The sequence below is a fragment of the Burkholderia sp. FW306-1C-G01B genome (assembly GCF_058781685.1).
This window is the reverse complement of sequence record NZ_JBYSWZ010000008.1, coordinates 361415-384868: the sequence shown is the minus strand read 5'-3', so window position 1 is coordinate 384868 and position 23454 is coordinate 361415. Positions and strand designations below refer to the sequence as shown.

Below are 23454 nucleotides of genomic sequence, written 5' to 3'. Positions count from 1 at the left end.
TCCGCTTATTCGTTAGGTGGACACGATACTCCCAAGCGTCTCGGTCAAACTCAAGATGGGTTCGCTAGCCGCTTACGGCCTACCACTACAAGGCGCAGATCGACTTCAGCCGTCCCGGCAAGCCCACGGATAACAGCTTCATCGAGACATTCAACGGATCGTTTCGTGACGAGTGTCTGAACCTGCACTGGTTCGCGTCGTTGGCGGCGGCTAAACGCGAGATTGAGGCATGGCGCCGGGACTACAATGAGGCTCGACCTCACATGGCGCTCAAGGATTTGACGCCGGGCGAATTCGCCCGGCAATACAGCCTTCGGCCTACGACCGAAGGCTCCTGAAACGCCGGACACTAACGCTCAGCTCTGTCCAGAAAACCCAAGGGGTTCAGCCCCTGTCAGCCCTAGCCGTTACAACCCGTCCAACTTTGCGGGGTCAGTTCAGACTCTCAAGTGATCATTGACTGGACGACAGTCGACTGCGTCAACTTCGAGCAGCCGCCCAGCCAGTAGATCATCCGAGGATTTTTCGGAGAGATCCCAACAATCCCTTGTTGCCAGCCTGTTGAGGGGCCGACGTTACCTCTTTTGGCACAACAAAACTGGAAGCTGTAAATGATTCCTTGTGCGCGAAGTTCACTTCCGTATGTGTGACACGATGAGCACCGTCGATTTCTTCGTACCACCAGGGGGCATCAATAGGGGCTTCGGCATTCGGATTGAAGAACTTGTCCTGGTGATATACCGGAACGCCGACGGGCGTCGTGTGCATGACAAAGCTGAACCGACTTTTAGCCAGATTCGCGATTGGACCGCCACCGTGAGGCAATTGGGGATGCCAGATGACGGTGTCACCCGCCTCGACGCAAAGTGACTCGATTTGCAAACCGGCATCTTCGCAACGCCGCACGACTTCGCTCTGATAATCGACCCATAGGTCGTTTGACGTGGGGGGAATGTCGGCCAGTGTTTTGAATCTGTTCAACGCGAGTCTCTCACGGTCGAGTTCCGGTATTTTATGGCCGCCGCGATAGACCTGCAGGGCACCATTCTCAAGATTGGCATCTTCAAGAGCTACCCAAACACCAAAGTAAAAATACTCGGGCTTCGTGGAAAATACTGGGGTGTCTCGATGAGGCGTTTGTGCCGAGCCGCGCTCATAGAACAGGGACGTATATAGGCTAGGTGTCGCGTCGAAGAGTGCTTCCTGCACGCGATATGCGATGCGATTTTCCGAGAAAAGAGTGAACAACTCCGGCATCGCTGCATGCAGATTGACGATTCGTGGATAGTGACCATCTGAATCTAGGAACTTCTGAAATTTATCCAGATTGGCCGACGCAAATGATTTGAACCGCTCGACGAGATATGCACATCGATCTTTTGGGAGCGAGCCACGAATGACGGTGAAACCATGCTCGACGATGTTCTGAGCATGATGTCTTACCTCTTCATCCAAACCGGCAAGCTTGACCTCAACTTGCGAGTCATCCATGAACCAAGGACGGGGCTTCAATTTTACCGAATTTTCGATTTGCATAGGCTTGTTGTGAGATTGTTTTGGTTCTTGAAATGGTCTGCATCGATGCTATCACCATTGTCGGACCGCGAGTGTGTTCACTGCCTCCCTCGAGCGGTTTTTCGTTTGTGGCGCCGCGCGCAGCGAAGGTCGCGCGCCAATGATAAACGTCCCACCGCCTTGACCCGACATTGACCGCGGGACCACATGACAAAACTGAATGATGAAGTCAAGATCCTGATCGGGCGGAGGCTGGCGTGCTACGCCGGTTACATGCGGATCCTTGACGCTGCGATAGTAGTGGGTACTGCGCGCCTGTTTGATCAGGCGGCACGCCCGCTGCGTGTTGAGGCCGTAGTGATCCATGATGTAGGTCACGGCCTGCCTCTTCAGCGCGGGCGGGGCCACCTTTTTGTGGCGATATCCTGCAGGATCGCCTTGTCCAGGCTCAGCTCCGCGACCAGCTTCTTGAGCCGCGCATTCTCGTCCTGGAGCTGCTTCGGCTCGCGGACCTGGTTCGATTCCAGGCCCGCGTACTGTTTCTTCCAGCGGTAATACGTCTGCTCGGAAATCCCCAGCTGCCGGATCAGGTCCGCCACCGGCATGCCCAGCTCAGCCTGCTTGAACGCGGCCACGATCTGCTCCACCGAGTACTGTTTGCGTTTCGTCGCCAACCTCCCGTTCACATTGGGAAACTCGCTCCGAAACACTAACACTCATTTCTGTCCAGGATTTCTATAACAGATCAGCGTGCGTGCCCCCTTCTTCCCGGCGCCGGAATTCCAGCGATATCGCAATGGGGCGTCGGACATAACCGCGCCTGGAATTTGCCACTGGACGCGGCGAGTAGCCATGCTGACGATAGTGGTCGGATTTATGTCGCCAGATTGCTTGTGCGCCAGCGCTGGATCGCTCTGATAGCTGCCTTGCCGAGGTTATTGCCTGGCGTTTCGACGAAGCGGTAGGTGAGCGACGACACCAAGGTAACCGCCGCCAGCGCTGTCGCGATCGACAGGAAGTATGCGATCGTCACATAAGCAAAGTGCGAATAAATGGCGGTGAACAGCTTCGACATGAGGAAGATGATCGTAGCGTGGCTCAAGTAGACGGAGTAGCTGATCTTGCCGTAAAAGCGCGTAACACGATTGACCAGGATTACCGGGGCCTTGATTGCGAGACCGATCAACAGCGTACCGTAGATGAGAGCCTGGAGCGTTAGTCCGTCGAACATGTCGATCTGGACAAGCCCGTATGCCAATCCGAGCAGAGAGGCGATAGCGGCGGTCGTCAGCAACTCGCCTCCACCGTAGCGCCGGACGCGTTCGACGTCAAGGAGCCTATATGCGTGATAGGCGACGATGCCCAACGCGAATGTCGGCAAATGATGCAGAAGGCTAAAATTGTAATACGTTGCTGCGGTGGCTTGGTCCGCGACAAGGTGGGGTACCGTGGCATGCCATAGCGCACGCATTAGCAGCGTACCGAAGTAAAAGGCCAGCGCGCGTCCGATATTACCAGCGCGCTGAAAGATTGCAGGGAAGAAAATGTAAAACAGCATTTCGACGCCGAGCGTCCAGCTTGCCCATACAAAACCTTGTTCGTGGCCTGGGGATAAATTCAATACGAAAAACACGCTCCGGGAAATTTCCGAAAAGGGATGGGTTGCATCGAAAATAATCTTGTCTCGGATGCAATACAATATGATCCAGACATAAAACAGGGGTGCGATGCGAAAAAAGCGCCGCAAATAGTAATTGAGCAGCGGCGTTGCTTCATCCTGTCGCCGTGCATCCATCGACAGGCAGAGTGTGAATGCGCTGACCACGAAGAACAGGGTTACCCCCGATCCGCCGAGTCCGGTGAAGGGGGCAATCCAGAGTGGTGTCGCCGCCTGCGGTGTCGTGATTGGGGTGAAGTGATAAAGCAGGACGTACAGCGCAGCAAGACCGCGTAACGCGTCGATAAAGCCAAGCTTTGAAGGAGGCATTTTTCGGTTCGGGAGAGGAAGCGACTGGCATCATAGCACTGCCGCTCCAAGGCCTCCAGCGCCGGTGACTTACGGGGGCACTGATTTCGAGACAGACGTTCGGGATGCTAGAGTGCCGCGCGCGAGAGGCGTGGAGTTGGCCGTGGCCACCTCGAACGCACCGTACCGAATCCGACCCTTGCCAAGGATCGCCCCAGTGATTGCCTACGATTGCGCTCGAGTAAAAAATGAAGTGGACATTGTTCGGCGCATAAATCTTCAAAATCAAAAAAAGTAATAGCGTTCTCGATTCTATTAACGGGTAGATTTTTTTGTTGTGTTTTACAGCTAGGTACACCGGTCGCGAAGGTATGTCGCAAAATGGGAACCAGTGCCGCGACGTTTTGCAAGTGGCGAACGAAATGTGGTGGGCTGTCGCCTTCGGAACTGCGCCGGCTGACGCAGCATGAAGACGAGAACGCGAAGCGCAAGCGGCTCGTGGTCGATTTATTGTTGAACAAGGCTATGCTGCGGAACGTGCTGTCAAAAAAGCTCTGAAGCCTTCTCGGCGCCGTTAGCGGGTCACGCACTTGACAGTTGCATCCGCGAGCTGGGCTTTCACTTCCGGCTTGCCACCGCGGACCAGACCCGGACTCGATCACGATGTTCGAACGAATGAGGGTATCATCCAAGTCGACAACGAGGGGTCTGTCGTGCATCGAATCTGCCCTGCAGGCGGCGGTGGTGAGCGATGGCTATCCAGTTGTCGATTCTCGCAGTAAATGCGACTTTGGCAGCAATAGACGACAAGCATCAGGGCCTACTTGCCCGATCTAGCAAAACTGAGCAAACTCAAAAATTTTCGTGATAGGCAACCAACGTTTGATAGTGCTGCTCAGCATTCGCGGGGCCATATGCACATGAATGACGCTATCGTGTCAGCCAAGCCGCTCGGTAGCTTGTCGATATCCATAGTTGTGTATCGTCCCGATCATGTGGCACTGATGCAGACGCTCGGTAGCGTCGGCGCGGCGTGCGGGCGATTGCGAGCGATCTGGCCCGGTATATCGATCGAATTATTCATGGTCGACAATGGCGGCCTAGAAACCATGCACGCGGTGAAAACCAAGCTGGAATCTCTGGGCGTGCCGTACCGGGTGCTGACGGGGCACGGTAACGTCGGCTATGGTCGCGGACATAACCTTGCAATCGCGCAGACCACAAGTCGTCACCATTTGATATTGAATCCGGATATCGATCTCGATACCGCCGCACTAGCTGCTGCTTGCGATTTCTTCGAGGCGAATCCGGAGGTCGGCTTGCTGACGCCGTGGATAGGTGATGACGCGGGCGGGCAACAGTTTCTGTGTCGGCGCTATCCGTCGGCGATCGACTTGTTCGCGCGCGGCTTTCTGCCCGTACGCTTGCGCCGTTTTTTTGCGCAGCGCCTCGCCCGCTACGAAATGCGCGACGTAATCAACGACCACGACATCGTCTGGGACCCCCCCATCGTCAGCGGTTGCTTCATGCTGTTCCGCACCGACGTGCTGAAGAAGCTGGGCGGCTTCGACCCGCGCTACTTCCTCTACTTCGAAGACTACGACCTCAGCCTGCGCACCCATGATGTCGCGCGTGTCGCCTACGTCCCGTCGGTCCGTGTGATCCATCACGGCGGTGGTGCATCCCGCAAGGGTTTCGCACACATCCGCATGTTTGCCGCATCGGCCTTGAAGTTCTACAACCGCTTCGGTTGGAGGCTATGGTGAGTCATCTCGTCGTCACCGGTGCAAACGGCTTTGTCGGTCGCGCGGTTTGCCGCCGCGCGCTGGACGCTGGGCATACCGTTACCGCCCTGGTAAGGCGCGCAGGCGATTGCGTCGCCGGCGTGCGCGAATGGGTGCACGATGCCGCCGATTTCGAAAGCCTTGATGAAGGCTGGCCAGCCAATCTGGCCGCCGACTGCGTGATTCATCTTGCCGCCCGCGTGCACGTGATGCGTGACGAGTCGCCCGATCCGGACGCCGCGTTCGATGCGACCAATGTCGCCGGCACGCTGCGTCTCGCCGACGCCGCGCGCCGGCACGGCGTTCGCCGAATCGTGTTCGCGAGCAGCATCAAGGCGGTCGGCGAGGGCGACGGCGGAGTGCCGCTGTCGGAAGCCGTGAAACCTGATCCGCAGGACGCGTACGGGCGGTCGAAGCTGCGGGCGGAGCAGCAACTTGCGCATTTCTGCGCGTCTGCAGGGCTCGGCGTTGTCGTGGTTCGTCCGCCGCTCGTCTATGGTCCCGGCGTCCGCGCCAACTTCCTGAAGATGATGGATGCGGTAGCGCGCGGAATGCCGCTGCCGCTCGGCTCCATCGCGGCACGCCGCAGCATCGTCTACGTCGACAACCTTGCCGACGCACTGCTGCAATGCGCGATCGATCCGCGCGCGGCCGGCGAATGCTTCCACGTCGCCGACGACGACGCACCGTCGGTCACGGGCCTGCTACGTCTCGTCGGCGACGTACTTGGCAAGCCGGTCCGCCTGATCGCCGTCCCGTCAGCCGTGCTGCGAGCGCTCGGCACACTGACCGGCCGCCGCGCGGCGATCGACCGCCTGACCGGCAGCCTCCAGCTCGATACGCGCCGGATCACGCGCGTGCTCGGCTGGCATCCGCCTTATACGACTCGACAGGGCCTCGAAGCGACCGCCGCATGGTATCGTTCGCGCGATACGCAACAATAGCCGACATGCATTTCCCGATATCCACGTGGCCCGAAGCGGTCGCGGTGGCGCTGGCCGCTGCCATCGCATCGGCGGCCATCCTGCGCATGCTGCTCGCGACCGGCCTCGCGTGGCGCCTTGCCACCGACATTCCGAACGACCGTTCGCTCCATACGCTGCCGACGCCGCGCGTCGGCGGGTGGGGCATCGTACCGGTCTGCGTCGTCGCACTGCTCGCACTGGCACCGCACTTGTGGCTGATCGCCGTTGCCGCCGCAGGGCTTGCCGCTATTTCCCAGATTGACGACCGGCGCGGGCTGCCGGCCCGCGTGCGGTTCTCGGCGCACCTCGCGGCGGTCGCCGTGCTGATCGTCGTGTTTCCGGCCGATGCTCCGTGGTGGCTGCTGGCGGGCGTCGGTTTCGTGATGGTCTGGCTGACGAATCTGTACAACTTCATGGACGGCGCCGACGGCCTCGCGGGCGGCATGGCATTGTTCGGCTTCGGCGCGTATGCGATCGCGGCTCTGGCTAGCCCGACGCCGTCGCCGGATCTGGCCGTGGCCGGGTCGGCTGTCGCCGGCACCGCGCTTGGCTTCCTGCTGCTGAATTTCCACCCGGCCCGGCTGTTTCTTGGCGATGCCGGGTCGATTCCGCTCGGATTCCTGGCCGGAGCGCTCGGCTACTGGGGCTGGCGCGCGGGCGTGTGGCCGATCTGGTTTCCGGCGCTGGTGTTCGCGCCCTTTATCGCCGACGCATCTGTAACACTTTTGAGACGTCTGTTACGTGGCGAAAAGTTCTGGCAGGCGCACCGGGAGCACTATTATCAGAGGATGGTTCGGGCGGGCGTAGGTCACCGCCGGACTGCTCTTTATTGGTACCTCATCATGCTTGCAGGCATAATCGTCGCTGTGTGGGCAAAGGGCCGCCCGGAACTGCAGCAGTGGCTGTCGTTCTTCGCGTGGTACGGCGTCCTGGCATGTATCGGATTGGTGATCGACATGCGTTGGCGCCGGTTTCAGTCGGCCGCCGAAAATAACTCTTGAGGTTTCCCGCCGATGTTGCGATCCAAAGCATCATGGCTTTCGCTGAGCGCTTTCCTGTTTGACCTGACGGCGGTCACCGCCGCGTGGTTGTTCGCTTATCTTGTCCGGTTCAACGGGAGCGTTCCGTCCGACTTCATGGGCGGCGCGTTGATGGCGCTCGTCTGGGTGCTGCCCGTCTACGCGCTGATGTTCCTCGTGTTCGGCCTCTATCGCGGCCTTTGGGTATTCGCGAGCCTCCCCGACCTCGTTCGGATCTCGAAGGCGGTTGTCGGCGGCGGTGTGATCGTGATGATTGGCGCCGTGATGTTCCAGCCGCAGCCGATTATTCCGCGCTCGGTGCTGCTCGTGTCGCCGCTGATGCTGTTCCTAGCGATGGGCGGTGCACGTGCGCTCTATCGCGCGACGAAGGAGTATTACCTGTACGGCGGCCTCGTCGGCAAGGGCAAGCCGGTGCTGGTGCTCGGCGCGGGCACGGCCGGCGCGAGCCTTGCGCGCGAGCTGTCGCGCTCCGGCGAATGGCGCCTCGTCGGCCTGCTCGACGACGACGTCACGAAGCAGGGTCGTGAAATCTACGGCTACAAGGTGCTCGGCTCGTTCAACGACCTGAAGCACTGGACCGACGCAATGAAGGTCGAGTACGCGATCATCGCGATTCCGTCGGCTTCGGTCGAAACGCAGCGTCGCGTCGCGACGCTGTGCGTGCGTGCCGGCGTGAAGGCGATGGTGCTGCCTTCGCTGACCGCACTGATGCCGGGGCAGGGCTTCCTGTCGCAGGTGCGGAACATCGATCTCGAGGATCTGCTCGGTCGCGACGCCGTGACGATCGACACGCCGCACGTCGAGGCGCTGCTGCGCGGCCGCGTCGTGATGGTGACGGGCGCGGGCGGCTCGATCGGCTCCGAGCTGTGCCGGCAGATCCTGCGTTTCATACCGGCGCAGCTTGTCGCGTTCGACCTGTCCGAGTACGCGATGTACCGGCTCACCGAGGAACTGCGCGAGCGCTTCCCCGACCTGCCGGTCCTGCCGATCATCGGCGATGCGAAGGATTCGCTGCTGCTCGATCAGGTGATGTCGCGCCATGCGCCGCACATCGTGTTCCATGCAGCCGCCTACAAGCACGTGCCGCTGATGGAGGAGCACAACGCGTGGCAGGCGCTGCGCAACAACGTGCTGGGTACCTACCGCGTTGCGCGCGCGGCGATCCGCCACGACGTGCGTCACTTCGTGCTGATCTCGACCGACAAGGCCGTCAATCCGACCAACGTGATGGGCGCGAGCAAGCGCCTCGCCGAAATGGCCTGCCAGGCGTTGCAACAGACGAGTGGGCGCACGCAGTTCGAGACCGTGCGCTTCGGCAACGTGCTCGGCAGCGCGGGCAGCGTGATCCCGAAATTCCAGCAGCAGATCGCGAAGGGCGGCCCGGTGACGGTCACGCACCCGGAGATCACACGGTTCTTCATGACGATTCCGGAGGCGTCGCAGCTCGTGCTGCAGGCGTCGAGCATGGGGCGCGGTGGCGAGATTTTCATTCTCGACATGGGCGAGCCGGTGAAGATCGTCGATCTGGCGCGCGATCTGATCCGCCTGTACGGTTTCTCGGAAGAACAGATCCGCATCGAATTCACCGGGCTGCGGCCGGGCGAGAAGCTCTACGAGGAGCTGCTCGCGGACGACGAGGCGACGACGCGCACACCTCATCCGAAACTGCGGATCGCGCGCGCGCGTGAAGTGCCGGACAACCTGCTCGATGAATTGCTGCCGTGGCTGATGCAGCACCGCGTGCTGTCCGATGACGAGGTGCGGCGCGATTTGCGGCGCTGGGTGCCTGAGTACCAGACCACGGTGACGCCGGTGTTGCAAAGCGTGCCGAGGCGCGCTATCTCGGGCAAATGATCGACTCGATGCGCTCGCGTAAATAAAGCCAGATGGATCATGGAACCTGTGCCGTTCAGTAAAACGCTGAACGGCATTTTTGTTTGGCAGGCAGCGGTAGATAAGTAGCAATCGGAGATCGGTACGGTGGCGCACATCGCGAGCTCCGTCAGCCAACCGAAAACATATTAAATTTCTTGTAAATCATAATGTCCGCTAGGCGCTTGTGATTGCATGCCGGTTGCGCAATGAATGCGGAAATATTGTCCGTGTCCGATTGTGGATTGACAATATTAACTTCCATGAAGTTCATCTGGTCTGATTGACTGTCGGTCGGTTCCTGCGTATGTTTAACAAAGGAAGCTGAGTTCGATTGGATGAGTGCAGGTCGAGATAATTTCGGACTTGAACTGAGCCTATTCACTCTCGCTCTCGCTCTCGCTCTCGCTCTCGCTCTCGCTCTCGCTTTCTTTCTCTCCGTGCGTTGCATAATCGGAGCCAACGAAAAGTTACTACCGACGATAGGTTGTTAAAGCCGGGGGCGTAAGAAGTTTAATAAATAATCAAAATTTGAGACCAATCCAATGAAAACCAAGCATATTGCAGGATCTTTGATCGTGGCGCTTGCGGCGTTAGCGCTAGGTGGCTGCGGGGATGGCGACAATTCAACGGCGGGGACGGCGCAGGCGTACAAATTGTCGGGATTGAGGGCTTCGGGGAATGTTGTGAGCTCAACGCCGTTGAGCGCTGCGGCGCCCATTCATGTTGCGTTAGTTTTGAGGCTAAACAACGAAGCCGAATTGGATGGTTTTCTGCAGCGAGCAAGGACGCCAGGCAACGCCAGCTTCGGAGCCGTGCTGAGTTCGGCGCAAGTCGCTGCGAGGTACGCTCCTACTGCCGGGCAGGTTTCCGCCGTGAAAGCCTATTTGCAAAACAATGGCTTCACGAACATCAAGGCCGCTGGCAACAATATGCTTGTCGAAGCCGATGCGCCAGCCGATGTGGTTTCTGGCGTGTTCCGTACGACACTGGTATCGGTCGCAATGGCGGATGGCAGTCAGACGCATATAAACACTACTGCCGAGACGATGCCCGATGCCATCAGCGGCATTGTTCGGTCGGTTTTAGGATTGGATACGGCAACCCGCTTGCATACACATGGTGTCCGGGCCACCGTCCGCGAGAGTGGATCGAATACAAGCGCATCGCCGACAACGGCGGCAGTCGCGGCAGGTCATAACCCTACGGCTTTTCCCGGCATCTACTCGGTGGGCAACACCCCGACGGCCGGCAACATCACCGTGGGCATCATTGCAGAAGGGAATCTGTCGCAATCTCTTGCGGACCTGACTACGTTCGAAAATAACAACCGGTTGCCCGCTGTACCCGTTTCGGTGATCAATGCTGGAACGCCAAGCGCTGATACGAGTGCGACCTCGGAATGGTCGCTCGATAGCCAGAGCATCGTCGGAATGTCCGGTGGCGTTAGACAACTCAATTTTTACGTTGCGTCATCCTTTGCGTGGAGCGATATGGCCAGCGCCATCAACCGGGCCGTGGCGGACAATACCGCTCGGGTCGTGAACATGTCGATCGGCGGATGCGAGAGTTGGGCACCCACTGCGTCAATCGATCAGTTGCTCAAACTGGCCGTAGCTCAGGGGCAGACTTTCTCCGTCAGCACTGGAGATTCAGGCAGCGTTGCCTATGGTTGCTCAGGAACCTCGGTGGAATATCCTGCCAGCTCGCCCTATGTCGTAGCCTTGGGCGGCACAACCCTGTACACGAACGCGGACGGAAGCTATGCCGGCGAGACAGCATGGGGCTCCGGTGGTGGTGGCATCAGCGCCGTTGAACCCATTCCCTCGTGGCAGTCCAACGTGTCTCCGCTCAATGGGCGAGCCTATCGCGGCATTCCGGATCTCGCGTTTGACGCGGATCCCAACAGTGGCGCGCTGATCATTGTCGGGGGACAACTTCAGCAATGGGGCGGGACGAGTCTGGCTGCTCCCCTGTTTGCCGCAACATGGGCGCGCATCCTCTCCGGCAGTTGTGCGGCGAACCCGGGATTCGCCGCACCGAGCTTATACGGCTTTCAAGCGACAACTCCGTCCATTTTTCGCGATATTTCCAGCGGAACGAACGGAGCATACAGCGCGGGCCCGGGATGGGACTTCGTCACTGGCTGGGGCACCCCAAATGTGAGCGTATTGCATTCCGCAATGTGCGTTCCGACGCCACCGATCTACGGCGGCAATATCAACGAAGGTACAACGCTGAACCCGGGGCAAATACTGTATTCACCGTCCAGGAACCATGAACTCGTCATGCAATATGACGGCAACCTCGTGCTTTACAACATGGCGAATGGCGTCGCAGTGTGGAATTCCGGAACGTCCGGAAACTCGGGAGCCTATGCCGCTTTCCAGCTTGATGGAAATTTCGTCGTTTATGGCGCGGGTGGCAAGGCACTCTGGTCGTCGTCTACCTACGGCACGTCTTATGACCAGCATCTCGCCGTGCAAGACGATGGCAACATGGTGATTTATGAGACGCATGTGCCGGTATTTTCCACCGCGACCGCTACGACGGGCTATACAAACTCCCCGAGTGGCGCTGCGGTCTGGAATGGTGGTGTCACGATCAGCAACGGTCAAAATTTTACGTCAGGCAACGGCGCGAATGTTTTGGTCATGCAGGGCGACGGTAATCTGGTGCTGCTTCGCCAAGGCGTTCCGCAATGGAATTCCGGTACTTTCGGTCATGCGGGCGCCTATGCCACGATGCAGACGGATGGCAATCTGGTGGTCTACAGTTCGACGCACACACCGCTCTGGTATTCCAACACCAGTGGAAATCCGGGGGCAGCCACTTACGTTCAGGACGACGGCAACGTTGTAATCTATGCGCAGGTGCCGCACTGGAGCACCAATACCACGGGAAGCTAGGGTTTCCGCGTCGATTCCCGTCAGCGCCTTTACGCCCTTCGTCGGCGATAGCGGCTTGCCGCCATCGGAGGGCGTGCGCAGAACCGGGCGCACAATGCACTGGTCGACGAAAAATCGTAGCCGCCAGTTCCCCTCAATGCCCCCGCTTCTCCTTCCTCACCACCATCCACCTCGGCGCCCTGAACCGCACGATGCTGAGATAAAGCCACACATACGTCAGCGCGAACAGCACGACGAACACGAACAGATGCACGGTATGCCGCCAGAACAGCGTCGCGGGAATCACCGCGACGAGGCACAGCAGCCACAGATAAGGTGAAGTAAGCGAATTCCGCCGCGTCAGATCATGCGCATGCTTGGTCCCCACAGCCCAGCGCATCAGCCGCTTGTACACGAGCATGTGCAGATGCACGCCGTCCGGAATGCCGGGCGACATCCCGCGGATGAACTTCTTCCGGTAGATCGAGAAGCACGTCTCGAAGATCGGGTACATAAAAAGCAGCACCGGATACCAAGCTGACACTTCGCGATTGCGCATCACGAGCATGATCGCGAGTTCCGCGAGCATGAACCCGATGAAATACGCGCCGCCGTCACCGAGAAAGATCAGCCCGGCGGGGAAATTCCACAGGAAAAACCCGAGCACGGCCCCCATCATGATGATCGACGCGGACATGACGACCGGGTCGCCGACATGGAACGCAACATACGCGAGCGACGCGAACATCATGAAGCTGACCATCGACGCGAGCCCGTTGAATCCGTCGATGATGTTGATCGCGTTGGCAAGCGCCGCGACCGCGAGCACGGTCACGAACGCGGAAATCGCAACGTAGCGGAGCAGAAAATCGAGCGGTGGCACGCTGATGCGCGTGACGTGGATGTCCAGCAGCCAGAACGCGAGCGCGGCCGCGCCCATCGTGCACAGCAGCCGCGCGCGCGGCGACACGCGCTTGGTCAGGTCCTCGACGAGCCCCGACAGGAAAGCGGGCATCCCGCAAGCAACGATCCCGAGAATGCTGCCGGAGATCGTCGGGTAGTGCCGGGACAGCACCAGCGCGGCAATGACGACGCCCGCGAGGATCCCGATGCCCCCAACGCGCGGCACGGGCCGCACGTGGAATTTCTGCACGCCGGCCAGATCGCTGTCGACCGAGAATTTCTCGTGAAGGTGCGCGTAGCGCACGATGAACAGCGTGACGAGCAGGGAGACGATGAAGCCGGACGCGAAGCTGAGCATGGGATCGCTCGAAAAATGGACAGCGGATTATACAAAACCGCGCGGGTTGCCCTCCTGCCATCGCCAGTGGTCGGCACACATTTCTTCAATACCGAGCGTCGCGCGCCAGCCGATGATGTCGGCCGCGGCCTGGGGGTTCGCGTAGCACTCGGCGATATCGCCCGGGCGGCGCGCGACCAGTTCGTACGGCACCGGGCGGCCCGATGCCTTCTCGAACGCGCGCACGACTTCCAGTACGCTGTAGCCCTGGCCCGTGCCGAGGTTCACGACGAAGCTCGCGTCGCGCTTCGCCAGCGCGTCGAGCGCGGCGATGTGCCCCTTCGCGAGATCGACGACGTGGATGTAGTCGCGCACGCCCGTGCCGTCCGGCGTCGGGTAGTCGGAGCCGAACACGCGCAGCTTTTCCAGCTTGCCGACGGCGACCTGCGCGACATACGGCATCAGGTTGTTCGGGATGCCGGCCGGATCCTCGCCGATCAGCCCGCTCGCATGCGCGCCGACCGGGTTGAAGTAGCGCAGCGTCGCGACGCGCCATGCCGGGTCGGACACCTCGAGATCGCGCAGGATCTGCTCGGCGATCAGCTTCGACTGGCCGTACGGGTTCGTCGCCGACAACGGGAACGACTCGTCGATCGGCGAGCGCTCGGGCACGCCGTACACGGTTGCCGACGAGCTGAACACGAACTGCCTGACGTTGCGCTCGCGCATGACCTTGAGCACGGCGAGCAGGCCGCCGATGTTGTTCTGGTAATACTCGAGCGGTTTCGCGACCGATTCGCCGACGGCCTTGAGCGCCGCGAAGTGGATCGTGCCGGTGATCGGGTGCGCGTCGAACACCTTCGCGAGCGCGGCTTCGTCGCACACGTCGACCTGGTGGAACGCGGGCGTCCTGCCCGTGATCTGCTCGATGCGCCGCACGGACTCGGCCTTGCTGTTGACGAGGTTGTCGACGATCACGACATCGTAGCCGTTGTCGAGCAGCTCGACGGCCGTGTGCGAGCCGATGTAGCCCGCACCGCCGGTAACGAGGATGGTGCCTTTAGCGGTCATGCTGATGCGCTCCTTCAGAGGGTGATGCCTGTCAACGAATGAATGGTCTGCCGGTAACGTTCGACGACCTGCTGCTCGTCGAATTCCGCGGTGACCTTCTGCCGGCCGCGCGCGCCCATCGCGTCGCGTCCGGCCGTTCCGAGTTCGATCGTGCGGAGCAGTTGCTCCGCGAGGCTCGCGCTGTCGCGCACGCGGCACAGGAAACCCGTTTCGCCGTCGGCGACGACGTCGCGGCAGCCCGGCACGTCGGTCGCGACGATCGGGCGGCCCATCGCCGAGGCTTCCATCAGCGTGCGCGGCACGCCTTCGCGGTACGACGGCAGCACGACGCAGTCGGCGGCCGCGATATGCGGGCGCACGTCATGCGCTTCGCCGAGATACTCGACGATGCCTTCGCCGACCCACGCGTCGACATCCGCGCGGCCGATCGCGCTCGGATTGTCGACGCCGAGCGGCCCGAGCAACTGGAAGCGCGCGTTCGGGTAGCGGGCCCGCACGATGCGCGCGGCCTCGACGTATTCGCGCACGCCCTTGTCCCACAGCAGCCGGCCGATCAGGATGAAGACGGGCGCGTCGCCGGCGGGCAGCGGCACGGGCGCGAACTGTTCGAGGTCGACGCCTTCGCCGTGCAGCAGCCGCGCGCGGTCGGGATGCGCGAGCAGCTGCTCGTCGGTGAACGTTGCGAGATCGTCGCGGTTCAGGAACCAGACTTCACGCGGGAAGCGGAACGCGAAGCGGTACAGGCGTTTCGCGACGCTGGCCGCGCGGCTTTTCTGGATGAATACATAACCGAGCCCCGTCGTCACCGCGATCGACGGCACGCGCGCGAGCCATGCGGCGATCGAGCCGTAGATGTTCGGCTTGATCGTGTAATGGAACACGAGATCGGGCTTCAGTGCACGGTAGTGACGCACCAGCGCGGCGAGCGTGCCGAGATCCTCGCGCGGGCTCGTGCCTTTCGACGCGACCGCGAGCGCCACGTAGCGGCAGCCCATCTGCTCGAGCAGCGGCACCGTGCGGTCGTGCGGCGCTATCACGATGACCTCGGCGCCGCGCGCGACGAGCGCACGGATCAAACCGTGGCGGTACGTGTAGATCGCCCAGGCCGTGTTGCAGACGAGCGCGATGCGCAGCGGGGAGGTGGCGGACATGAAAAAAGAAAAAAATAAAGCGTCGAAAATGCCGAAGGGGCCGGATCCGCGCTCAAGCGGACGGCCGCGCGGCGAACAGCGTCCGCTTGATCCGCTGCAGCGTGCGGTACGGCGTCACGAAATGCAGCAGGTTCTTGGCGAGGCCGGCCCAGTCGTACGGGTTCAGCGCGTTGAAGTGGCGCAGCAGCAGCGACAGCGTCGACACCAGCTGGCGCCGGCGCTTGGTCGCGCTGATCCCGCCCTCGTTGAGTTCGTAATAAAGGCCGAGTTCCGGCAGGTTCGCGCAATCGTAGCGTTGCATTAACCGTAAAAAAAGATCGAGATCCTCGGCCGCGCGGTATTTCGCGCGATAGTTGCCGACCTCCAGCACGGCGTCGATGCGCAGCATCACCGACGGATGCACGAGCGGCGAGCGCAGGAAGCGCGTGCGGCGCAGCGTGCGCGGATCGGCGGGCGGCGTCAGCATGAAACGCGGTTCGCCGGCGCGCGACACGACCTGCGTCCACATGCCGACGCAGGCCACGCGCGGATGGGCGCCGAGATACGCACGCTCCTTCGCGAGGCGCTGCGGCGCGGCGAGATCGCCCGCGTCGATGCGCGCCGCGTAGCGGAAGCCGCGTGCCGCGAGCGCGTCGATGCCGGCCGCGAGCGCGCGCTCGATGCCGCCGTTGCGCGGCATGCGCAGCACCTCGATCGCGAGGCCGGGCAGGTCGGGCGCGACGATCGGCGGCGTGCTGCCGTCGTCGACGATCAGCACGTGCACGGGCGCGTCCTCGCGAAACGACGCGAGGGTCCGGACGACGTCGTCGTGCCCGTTGTAGGCCGGCATCAGTACAGCCACGTCGTCGAGCGGGGGCGGGCAATCGGGGGGCGTCATGTTTGCAGCTTGAAACGGATGTAATAAAAATTGACGGCGGCCGCGGCCAGGTAGCCGGCGGCCAGCCCGACGAGCGCGCCGTACAGGCCGAGCCGCGGGATCGCGAACAGGTTGACGAGTGCGGCGATCGCGAGCGCGAGCAGCCATTTCGACAGCAACACGAATTTTGCTTGATATTTGAGAACGATAAGATTGCCTATCGCCTCGATGCCGGCCGGCACGGACAGCCAGACGGCCCAGCGGAAGATGTCGACCGATGCTTCGTAGCCGCGGCCGAACACCTTGCCGACGATTAGCGGGGCGGCCGCGTCGAGCACGAGCGCGCCGGCCGTCATCAGGCAGGCCGTCATCGCGATCAGCCGGACGATGTTGCGGCGCAGCCGCGCGACGTCCTGCACGCGGTAGACGAATGCGGGCGCGATGGTCTGCGCGAGCATCAGCGCGAGCGTGATCCAGTTCTCGTTGAGCTGCTGCGCGGCCGAGTAGCGGCCGAGATCGGCGAACGACACGTGGCGCTCGAGCATCAGGCGGTCGAGCTTCAGGAACAGGTACATGCAGATGAGGCCGAGCCAGAACACGGTGCCGGCCGTCGCAAAGTGCCTGAACAGCGGTTTATCGAACGTCCAGCCGAGCGCGCCGCCGTTACGATGCCGGTAGTAGAGCAGCAGCGCGAAGCCGATCGCGGCGGCCTCGAGCGCCCACAGCCACCCGAAGCGCGCGGGGCCGGCGGCCGCGCGGACCAGCAGCCAGACGAGCAGCGCCTTCGCCAGCGCGGTGATCATGCTGGTGACGAGCTGCGGCTTGCTGTAGGTCATGCTCTGCAGCCACGCGTTGATCACGCCGACGAACGGCTCGCGGAACACCATCGTGACGGCCAGGCCGGCGAGCATCGCGCCGACCAGCGGATCGAAGGCGCCCGCGGCGATCGCGATCCAGGTCGCGACGAGCGCGGCGGCCGAGACGGCGATGCGCAGCACGAACGCGCTGCCGAGCACCGCGCCGAGCTGGGCAGGCGGGCGCTGGATGATGGTCGGAACGAGGATTTCCGCGCCGCACACCCAGGTGAGCGGCGCCAGTACCAGGAGGAGCGTATTCGCATACTGCCATTTGCCGAACACATCCGGCCCGAAATAACGGGCCAGAAGACCGCTGATCGCGATCGCGACGCCGATCTGCGTGAGCCGTTCGAGCCCCAGCCAGACGAGGTTCGCGACGGCCTTCGCGACATCCGGGTTGCCGAAGCGCTTCAGCATGCGCGGCGGGCGCATGTACGCGGGGCGGCCGGCAGGGCGCCCGGAGGCTGCGGGTTGGCGGCGGCGGGTCGGCTAGGCATTAAAATGGGCGATATGCGCGTCATCAAAACCCGCGATTATAAGTGGGATCGGGGCCGCTCCAGCCGTTCCGTTCCTTGTTTCGCAGGGCCCGCATGTATCATGCGCGGCACCGGCGAGACGCGGCCAGACAATTTTCCATGCACGCAACCGAGAGAGAAGAGAATCGATGATCTCCCAATCCATCTTCAAGGCATATGACATTCGTGGCGTGGTCGGCAAGACGCTCGACGTCGACACGGCGCGCGGGATCGGCCGGGCATTCGGCAGCGAAGTGCGCGCGCAGGGCGGCGACGCGGTCGTCGTCGCGCGCGACGGCCGCCTGTCCGGGCCCGAACTCGTCGGCGCGCTCGCCGACGGCCTGCGTGCGGCGGGCGTCGACGTCGTCGACGTCGGCATGGTGCCCACGCCGGTCGGCTATTTCGCGGCGAGCGTGCCGCTTGCGCTGAAGGGCGGCGAGCGCCGCGTCGATTCGTGCATCGTCGTCACGGGCAGCCACAACCCGCCCGACTACAACGGCTTCAAGATGGTGCTGCGCGGCGCCGCGATCTACGGCGAGCAGATCCAGGCGCTGTACCGCCGCATCGTCGACGAGCGCTTCGAGACGGGCAGCGGCAGCTACGAGCAGGTCGACGTCGCCGATCAGTACATCGCGCGCATCGTCGGCGACGTGAAGCTCGCGCGGCCGATCAAGCTCGTCGTCGACGCCGGCAACGGCGTCGCGGGCCCGCTCGCGACGCGCCTGTTCAAGGCGCTCGGCTGCGAACTCGTCGAGCGCTTCACCGACATCGACGGCACGTTCCCGAACCACCACCCCGATCCCGCGCACCCGGAAAACCTGCAGGACGTGATCCAGGCGCTGAAGGACACCGATGCCGAGCTCGGCTTCGCGTTCGACGGCGACGGCGACCGCCTCGGCGTCGTCACGAAGGACGGCCAGATCATCTATCCGGACCGCCAGCTGATGCTGTTCGCGGAAGAAGTGCTGTCGCGCAACCCGGGCGCGCAGATCATCTACGACGTGAAGTGCACGCGCCACCTCGCGCAGTGGGTGAAGTCGAAGGGCGGCGAGCCGCTGATGTGGAAGACGGGCCACTCGCTCGTGAAGGCGAAGCTGCGCGAGACGGGTGCGCCGCTCGCCGGCGAAATGAGCGGCCACGTGTTCTTCAAGGATCGCTGGTACGGCTTCGACGACGGCCTCTACACGGGCGCGCGCCTGCTCGAGATCCTCGCGAAGACGGCCGATCCGAGCGCGCTGCTCAACGGTCTGCCGGACGCGATGAGCACGCCCGAATTGCAGCTGTGGCTCGAAGAGGGCGAGAACTTCCGCCTGATCGACAAGCTGCAGAAAGAGGCGAAGTTCGACGGCGCCGAGGAAGTCGTGACGATCGACGGCCTGCGCGTCGAGTACCCGGACGGCTTCGGCCTCGCGCGTTCGTCGAACACGACGCCGGTCGTCGTGATGCGTTTCGAGTCGGAGACGCAGGAAGGGCTCAAGCGCATCCAGGAGGACTTCCGCCGCGTGCTGACGGCCGCGAAGCCGGACGTCAAGCTGCCGTTCTGAGTGTCGGCGGCCTGTGGGCCGCCAACGGTACGACGACCGATTCATCGGTCGCGCCATCCCCGAAAAGCGGCGCACGCCACAGCGTGCGGCCGCTTTTTGTCTGTCTGCTCCCCCGGGCGAGATAAAATCGCTCCTTTATGTCTGTCGCCGGCTGCCAGCCGGCGTTTTTTCAGCGTGCAAAAGATCCTGATCGTGCGCGTGTCGTCGCTGGGCGACGTCGTGCACAACATGCCGGTGATCGCCGATATCCGGCGCCGCCACCCCGATGCGCAGATCGACTGGCTCGTCGAGGAAAGCTTCGTCGACCTCGTGCGGCTCGTCGACGGCGTGCGCGAGGTGCTGCCGTTCTCGCTGCGCCGCTGGCGCAAGAAGCCGTTCTCGGGCGCCACGTGGCGCGAGATCCGCGCATTCCGCCGGCGCCTCGCGGCCGAGCAGTACGACCTCGTGATCGATTGCCAGGGCCTCATCAAGACGGCCTGGGTCGCGAGCTGGGCGCGCGGCCCGCTCGTCGGGCTCGGCAACCGCACCGACGGCGCCGGCTACGAATGGCCCGTGCGCTTCTTCTACCGCAAGCGTGTGCCGATCGCGCCGCGCACGCACGTCGTCGAGCGCTCGCGGCAACTCGTCGCGGCCGCGCTCGGCGACCCGGTGCCGACGCCGGCCGATCCGGTCGACTTCGGCCTCGACACGCGTGCGGCGGCGCTCGCGGTGGCCGCGCTCGGCCTGAACCTGCCGGTGCCGTACGTGGTGTTCGTCCATGCGACGTCGCGCGCCGACAAGCAGTGGCCGGACGCCGCGTGGATCGAGCTCGGCCAGGCGCTCGTGCGGCGCGGCGCGTCGCTCGTGCTGCCGTGGGGCAACGACGCGGAGCGCGCGACGAGCGAGCGGCTCGCGAAGGAGTTCGGCGCGGCGGCGATCGTGCCGCCGAAGCTGTCGCTGCCGGCCGTGGTCGGTCTGATCGACGGCGCGGCCGCGACCGTCGGGGTTGATACAGGTCTGGTTCACATCGCGGCCGCGCTGAAGCGTCCGACGGTCGAACTGTACAATTTCGCGACGGCCTGGCGAACCGGCGGCTACTGGTCGCCGAACGTCGTCAATCTCGGCACGGCGGGGCAACCCCCGTCGATCGCGCAGGTGAAGTCGGCGCTCGCGGGCTTCGGTCTCCTGTAACGCCTGTCAATTACGCGAACCGATCATGAGCGAATCCCAGATCATCGAAGTCCCGTCCGCCGACTGGAGCGGACACAACCTGTCGGCGCCGCGCGAGCAACTGCTGGCCGCGGTCGAGGAAGGCAAGGTGCTGTATTTCCCGCACCTGCGCTTTGCGATCGAAGGCGGCGAGGAAGCGCTGCTCGATCCGGCGCTCGCCGATCCGAAACGCAAGAACATCAGCCTCGCGCCGAACGGCGGCGCGCTCGCCGGCGTGCTCGGCGACAGCGTCACGCAGTCGGCCGTGCGCGCGCTCGTCGCGCGCTTCCAGCAGCAGGCCGGCACGCTCGTCGACGGCCTGTTCCCCGAATACCGCGGCAAGCTGCGCGTCGCGCCGACGAGCCTGCGGCTGATGCGGGTCGAGACGCGCCAGACGTCGTGGCGCAAGGACGACAGCCGGCTGCACGTCGACGCGTTCCCGTCGCGGCCGAACTACGGCGAGCGCATCCTGCGCGTGTTCACGAACGTGAACCCGGCCGGCGCACCGCGCGTGTGGCGCGTGGGCGAGCCGTTCGAGGACGTCGCGAAGCGTTTCCTGCCGCGCATCAGGCCGCAGTTCCCCGGCTCCGCGTGGCTGCTGAACCTGCTGCACGTTACGAAGTCGCCGCGCAGCGCGTACGACCACCTGATGCTGAACCTGCACGACAGCATGAAGGCCGATCTCGACTACCAGAAGACGAGCCCGCAGCAGACGATGCCGTTCCCGCCGGGCAGCGTGTGGATATGTTTCTCGGATCAGACTTCGCACGCTGTGATGTCCGGCCAGTTCATGCTCGAGCAGACGTTCTTCCTGCCGGTCGACGCGATGGTCCGCCGCGAATGCGCGCCGCTCGGCATTCTCGAGCGCCTGACGGGCAGGGCGCTGGTTTGAGCGCGCACCTGCTTCGGAGCAATACGGGGGCCGTCGCATGCTGAGGGCGATCTATCGCGCGCTGTGGTGGCTCGTCGCACCCGCTGCGGTCATCCGGCTTTATGTGCGCTCGCGCAAGGAGCGCGGCTATCGCGAGCACATCGGCGAACGTTTCGGCCGTGTGGCGGGCCGCTCGCGCGACGACCGTGCGCCGCTGATCTGGGTGCATGCGGTATCGGTCGGCGAAACGCGCGCCGCGCAGCCGCTGATCGATGCGCTGATGCATGCGCGCCCCGATGCGCGGATCCTGCTCACGCACATGACGCCGAGCGGCCGCGCGACCGGCGAACAGATCTTCGGCGATCGCGTGCTGCGCTGCTACCTGCCGTACGACATGCCGGGCCTGGTGCGGCGCTTCCTGCACGCATGGCGGCCGACGCTCGGCCTCGTGATGGAAACCGAGGTGTGGCCGACGCTGATCGACGAGTGCCGCCGCGCGGACGTGCCGCTCGTGCTGACCAATGCGCGGATGTCGGCGCGTTCGTTCCGGCGCGCGGCGAAGTTCGGCGCGGCGACGCGCGACGTGTTCGGCGGCTTCTCGCGCGTGCTCGCGCAGAGCCCGGCCGATGCGGAGCGGCTGACGTCGCTCGGCGCGCGCAACGTGACCGTGCTCGGCAACCTGAAGTTCGACATGGCGACGCCGCCGGAACTCGCGGCGCGCGGCCATGCGTGGCGCGACGCGATCGGCGCGCGGCCCGTGTGGGTCGCCGCCAGCACGCGCGAGAACGAGGAGGCGCTGGTGCTGCAGGCGTTCGCCGCGATGCGCACGCCCGGCGCGCTGCTGGTGCTCGTGCCGCGCCACCCGCAGCGTTTCGCCGAGGTCGAGGCGCTCGTCGGGCGCAGCGGGCTCAAGTGCGTGCGACGCTCGGCATGGGCCGCCGACACGGCCGCGCTCGCGGCCGGCCACCCGGCTGCCGAACCGCTGCCGGGCGACGTGACGGTGCTGCTCGGCGATTCGATGGGCGAACTCGGCGCGTATTACGCGGCCGCCGACGTTGCGTTCATCGGCGGCAGCCTGCTGCCGCTCGGCGGACAGAACCTGATCGAAGCGTGCGCGGTCGGCGTGCCGGTGCTGATCGGCCCGCACGTGTTCAACTTCACGCAGGCGACCGCCGATGCGGTCGCGGCCGGCGCGGCGATGCAGGTCGAGGATCCGCTCGATCTCGCGCACGTGCTCGACGCGCTGTTCGCCGACAAGGCGCGGCGCATCGCGATGGGCGCGGCCGGCGCCGCCTTCGCGGCGCGTCACCGCGGCGCGACCGCGCGCACGGTCGACGTGCTCGCGGCACTGCTGCCGCCCGCCGAACGCGGCGAGCGTGAGCAGCAGGACGCTTCCGACGAATAGGCGAGGGCGGCGCGATGCCGCCCCGGGCACGCGTGGCGGCGTCGTGTGCCGCCGCCGCGCTGCTCAGACCGTCAGCAAGCCCTTCTTCTCGATGAACGCGATCACGTCCGCTACGCCGTCGAGCGCCTTCAGGTTCGTCATCACGTAAGGCCGCTCGCCGCGCATCTTCTTCGTGTCGGACGCCATCACGTCGAGGTTCGCGCCGACCAGCGGCGCGAGATCGGTCTTGTTGATCACGAGCAGGTCGGACTTCGTGATGCCGGGGCCGCCCTTGCGCGGAATCTTCTCGCCGCCCGCGACGTCGATCACGTAGATCGTCAGGTCCGACAGCTCGGGGCTGAACGTCGCCGCGAGATTGTCGCCGCCCGATTCGATGAACACGATGTCGGCGTCGGGAAAGCGCGACAGCATCCGGTCGACGGCTTCGAGGTTGATCGACGCATCCTCGCGGATCGCCGTGTGCGGGCAGCCGCCCGTCTCGACGCCCATGATGCGTTCCTCGGGCAGCGCGCCCGCAACCGTCAGCAGCCGCTGGTCTTCCTTCGTATAGATGTCGTTGGTGATCGCGACGAGGTCGTAGCGGTCGCGCATCGCCTTGCACAGCATTTCGAGCAGCGTGGTCTTGCCGGAGCCGACGGGGCCGCCGATGCCGACGCGCAGCGGCGGCAGTTTCTTCGTGCGGCGGGCGGAGGAGGGAGCAGGTGCGTTCATGGCGGGTAGCGTCGT

At 63.4% G+C, this 23454-nt stretch carries 17 protein-coding genes and 3 pseudogenes; 11 read left to right on the top strand and 9 right to left on the bottom strand.

The genetic code is table 11. The features are described from left to right. Positions 1 to 95 precede the first annotated feature (95 nt). Positions 96 to 338: pseudogene (locus AC3WLY_RS18800) on the top strand (integrase core domain-containing protein); the annotation flags it as partial. Between the two features lie 172 nt (positions 339 to 510). Here the strand turns inward: AC3WLY_RS18800 and AC3WLY_RS18795 are convergent. The 3 genes and pseudogenes from AC3WLY_RS18795 to AC3WLY_RS18785 all read right to left on the bottom strand — a co-directional run bounded on the left by AC3WLY_RS18795 (position 511) and on the right by AC3WLY_RS18785 (position 3502). Then, entirely contained in the window at positions 511 to 1536 is a 1026-nt protein-coding gene (locus AC3WLY_RS18795) for a phytanoyl-CoA dioxygenase family protein (RefSeq protein ID WP_492310631.1), read from the bottom strand. A 255-nt stretch (positions 1537 to 1791) separates the two neighbouring features. Continuing rightward, positions 1792 to 2189, bottom strand: a pseudogene (locus AC3WLY_RS18790) (transposase); the annotation flags it as partial. Between the two features lie 200 nt (positions 2190 to 2389). Further along, positions 2390 to 3502, bottom strand: coding sequence for an acyltransferase family protein (locus tag AC3WLY_RS18785; RefSeq protein ID WP_492310630.1), 1113 nt, complete (start codon positions 3500 to 3502; stop codon positions 2390 to 2392). A gap of 276 nt (positions 3503 to 3778) precedes the next feature. On the opposite strand from AC3WLY_RS18785, the pseudogene AC3WLY_RS18780 reads away from it, so the two are divergent. The 6 genes and pseudogenes from AC3WLY_RS18780 to AC3WLY_RS18755 form a co-directional block, all read left to right on the top strand. Further along, a pseudogene (locus tag AC3WLY_RS18780) lies at positions 3779 to 4056 on the top strand (transposase); the annotation flags it as partial. 345 nt (positions 4057 to 4401) lie between these two features. Beyond that, positions 4402 to 5247: a glycosyltransferase family protein gene (locus AC3WLY_RS18775; RefSeq protein ID WP_492310629.1), complete on the top strand. Its 846-nt coding sequence runs from the start codon at positions 4402 to 4404 to the stop codon at positions 5245 to 5247. Further along, complete coding sequence (locus AC3WLY_RS18770; protein WP_492310628.1) at positions 5244 to 6209, top strand: UDP-glucose 4-epimerase family protein; 966 nt, start codon at positions 5244 to 5246, stop codon at positions 6207 to 6209. Before AC3WLY_RS18775 ends, AC3WLY_RS18770 begins: the two co-directional genes overlap by 4 nt. 5 nt (positions 6210 to 6214) lie before the next feature. After that, on the top strand, positions 6215 to 7231 hold the full coding sequence (locus AC3WLY_RS18765; RefSeq protein ID WP_492310627.1) for an MraY family glycosyltransferase: 1017 nt from the start codon (positions 6215 to 6217) through the stop codon (positions 7229 to 7231). A gap of 12 nt (positions 7232 to 7243) precedes the next feature. Beyond that, positions 7244 to 9124, top strand: a complete 1881-nt coding sequence (locus AC3WLY_RS18760; protein WP_492310626.1) for a polysaccharide biosynthesis protein — start codon at positions 7244 to 7246, stop codon at positions 9122 to 9124. Between the two features lie 563 nt (positions 9125 to 9687). After that, the gene (locus tag AC3WLY_RS18755) at positions 9688 to 12051 is read left to right on the top strand and encodes a protease pro-enzyme activation domain-containing protein (protein ID WP_492310625.1); all 2364 of its coding nucleotides are present in this window, start codon (positions 9688 to 9690) and stop codon (positions 12049 to 12051) included. Positions 12052 to 12184: 133 nt separating this feature from the next. On the opposite strand, the gene AC3WLY_RS18750 is transcribed toward AC3WLY_RS18755, so the two are convergent. From AC3WLY_RS18750 to AC3WLY_RS18730, 5 genes are read right to left on the bottom strand one after another with little or no spacing between them, the layout of a single operon-like run. Beyond that, positions 12185 to 13291: an MraY family glycosyltransferase gene (locus tag AC3WLY_RS18750; protein WP_425131280.1), complete on the bottom strand. Its 1107-nt coding sequence runs from the start codon at positions 13289 to 13291 to the stop codon at positions 12185 to 12187. A 27-nt stretch (positions 13292 to 13318) separates the two neighbouring features. Next, complete coding sequence (galE, locus tag AC3WLY_RS18745; protein WP_492310624.1) at positions 13319 to 14341, bottom strand: UDP-glucose 4-epimerase GalE; 1023 nt, start codon at positions 14339 to 14341, stop codon at positions 13319 to 13321. A 14-nt stretch (positions 14342 to 14355) separates the two neighbouring features. Further along, positions 14356 to 15492: a glycosyltransferase family 4 protein gene (locus tag AC3WLY_RS18740; protein ID WP_492310623.1), complete on the bottom strand. Its 1137-nt coding sequence runs from the start codon at positions 15490 to 15492 to the stop codon at positions 14356 to 14358. 52 nt (positions 15493 to 15544) lie between these two features. Further along, positions 15545 to 16369, bottom strand: a complete 825-nt coding sequence (locus tag AC3WLY_RS18735; protein ID WP_204425927.1) for a glycosyltransferase — start codon at positions 16367 to 16369, stop codon at positions 15545 to 15547. Next, the gene (locus AC3WLY_RS18730) at positions 16366 to 17622 is read right to left on the bottom strand and encodes an oligosaccharide flippase family protein (protein WP_492310622.1); all 1257 of its coding nucleotides are present in this window, start codon (positions 17620 to 17622) and stop codon (positions 16366 to 16368) included. The genes AC3WLY_RS18735 and AC3WLY_RS18730 overlap by 4 nt, the downstream gene beginning before the upstream one ends. Positions 17623 to 17869: 247 nt before the next feature. Between AC3WLY_RS18730 and AC3WLY_RS18725 the strand changes: the two genes are divergently transcribed. The 4 genes from AC3WLY_RS18725 (at position 17870) to waaA (ending at position 22728) form a co-directional block, all read left to right on the top strand. Beyond that, complete coding sequence (locus tag AC3WLY_RS18725; RefSeq protein ID WP_492310621.1) at positions 17870 to 19264, top strand: phosphomannomutase/phosphoglucomutase; 1395 nt, start codon at positions 17870 to 17872, stop codon at positions 19262 to 19264. A gap of 174 nt (positions 19265 to 19438) precedes the next feature. Next, positions 19439 to 20434 (top strand): lipopolysaccharide heptosyltransferase I, encoded by a 996-nt coding sequence (gene waaC / locus AC3WLY_RS18720; RefSeq protein WP_072436161.1) that lies wholly within the window; start codon positions 19439 to 19441, stop codon positions 20432 to 20434. Between the two features lie 25 nt (positions 20435 to 20459). After that, positions 20460 to 21344 carry a Kdo hydroxylase KdoO gene (kdoO, locus tag AC3WLY_RS18715; RefSeq protein ID WP_425131275.1) on the top strand — a complete coding sequence of 295 codons (885 nt, stop codon included), beginning with the start codon at positions 20460 to 20462 and terminating at the stop codon, positions 21342 to 21344. A gap of 37 nt (positions 21345 to 21381) precedes the next feature. After that, complete coding sequence (gene waaA / locus AC3WLY_RS18710) at positions 21382 to 22728, top strand: lipid IV(A) 3-deoxy-D-manno-octulosonic acid transferase (RefSeq protein ID WP_175962576.1); 1347 nt, start codon at positions 21382 to 21384, stop codon at positions 22726 to 22728. Between the two features lie 63 nt (positions 22729 to 22791). On the opposite strand, the gene ureG is transcribed toward waaA, so the two are convergent. Then, positions 22792 to 23439 (bottom strand): urease accessory protein UreG, encoded by a 648-nt coding sequence (ureG, locus tag AC3WLY_RS18705; RefSeq protein WP_034182906.1) that lies wholly within the window; start codon positions 23437 to 23439, stop codon positions 22792 to 22794. Positions 23440 to 23454: the final 15 nt, after the last annotated feature.

Excerpts from the sequence above, each read along its gene's own strand:
- AC3WLY_RS18795 (WP_492310631.1), bottom strand. The coding sequence starts at position 1,536 with ATGCAAATCGAAAATTCGGTAAAATTGAAGCCCCGTCCTTGGTTCATG.
- AC3WLY_RS18785 (WP_492310630.1), bottom strand. The coding sequence starts at position 3,502 with ATGCCTCCTTCAAAGCTTGGCTTTATCGACGCGTTACGCGGTCTTGCT.
- AC3WLY_RS18775 (WP_492310629.1), top strand. The coding sequence starts at position 4,402 with ATGAATGACGCTATCGTGTCAGCCAAGCCGCTCGGTAGCTTGTCGATA.
- AC3WLY_RS18765 (WP_492310627.1), top strand. The coding sequence starts at position 6,215 with ATGCATTTCCCGATATCCACGTGGCCCGAAGCGGTCGCGGTGGCGCTG.
- AC3WLY_RS18760 (WP_492310626.1), top strand. The coding sequence starts at position 7,244 with ATGTTGCGATCCAAAGCATCATGGCTTTCGCTGAGCGCTTTCCTGTTT.
- AC3WLY_RS18755 (WP_492310625.1), top strand. The coding sequence starts at position 9,688 with ATGAAAACCAAGCATATTGCAGGATCTTTGATCGTGGCGCTTGCGGCG.
- AC3WLY_RS18750 (WP_425131280.1), bottom strand. The coding sequence starts at position 13,291 with ATGCTCAGCTTCGCGTCCGGCTTCATCGTCTCCCTGCTCGTCACGCTG.
- galE (WP_492310624.1), bottom strand. The coding sequence starts at position 14,341 with ATGACCGCTAAAGGCACCATCCTCGTTACCGGCGGTGCGGGCTACATC.
- AC3WLY_RS18740 (WP_492310623.1), bottom strand. The coding sequence starts at position 15,492 with ATGTCCGCCACCTCCCCGCTGCGCATCGCGCTCGTCTGCAACACGGCC.
- AC3WLY_RS18735 (WP_204425927.1), bottom strand. The coding sequence starts at position 16,369 with ATGACGCCCCCCGATTGCCCGCCCCCGCTCGACGACGTGGCTGTACTG.
- AC3WLY_RS18730 (WP_492310622.1), bottom strand. The coding sequence starts at position 17,622 with ATGCTGAAGCGCTTCGGCAACCCGGATGTCGCGAAGGCCGTCGCGAAC.
- AC3WLY_RS18725 (WP_492310621.1), top strand. The coding sequence starts at position 17,870 with ATGATCTCCCAATCCATCTTCAAGGCATATGACATTCGTGGCGTGGTC.
- kdoO (WP_425131275.1), top strand. The coding sequence starts at position 20,460 with ATGAGCGAATCCCAGATCATCGAAGTCCCGTCCGCCGACTGGAGCGGA.
- waaA (WP_175962576.1), top strand. The coding sequence starts at position 21,382 with ATGCTGAGGGCGATCTATCGCGCGCTGTGGTGGCTCGTCGCACCCGCT.
- ureG (WP_034182906.1), bottom strand. The coding sequence starts at position 23,439 with ATGAACGCACCTGCTCCCTCCTCCGCCCGCCGCACGAAGAAACTGCCG.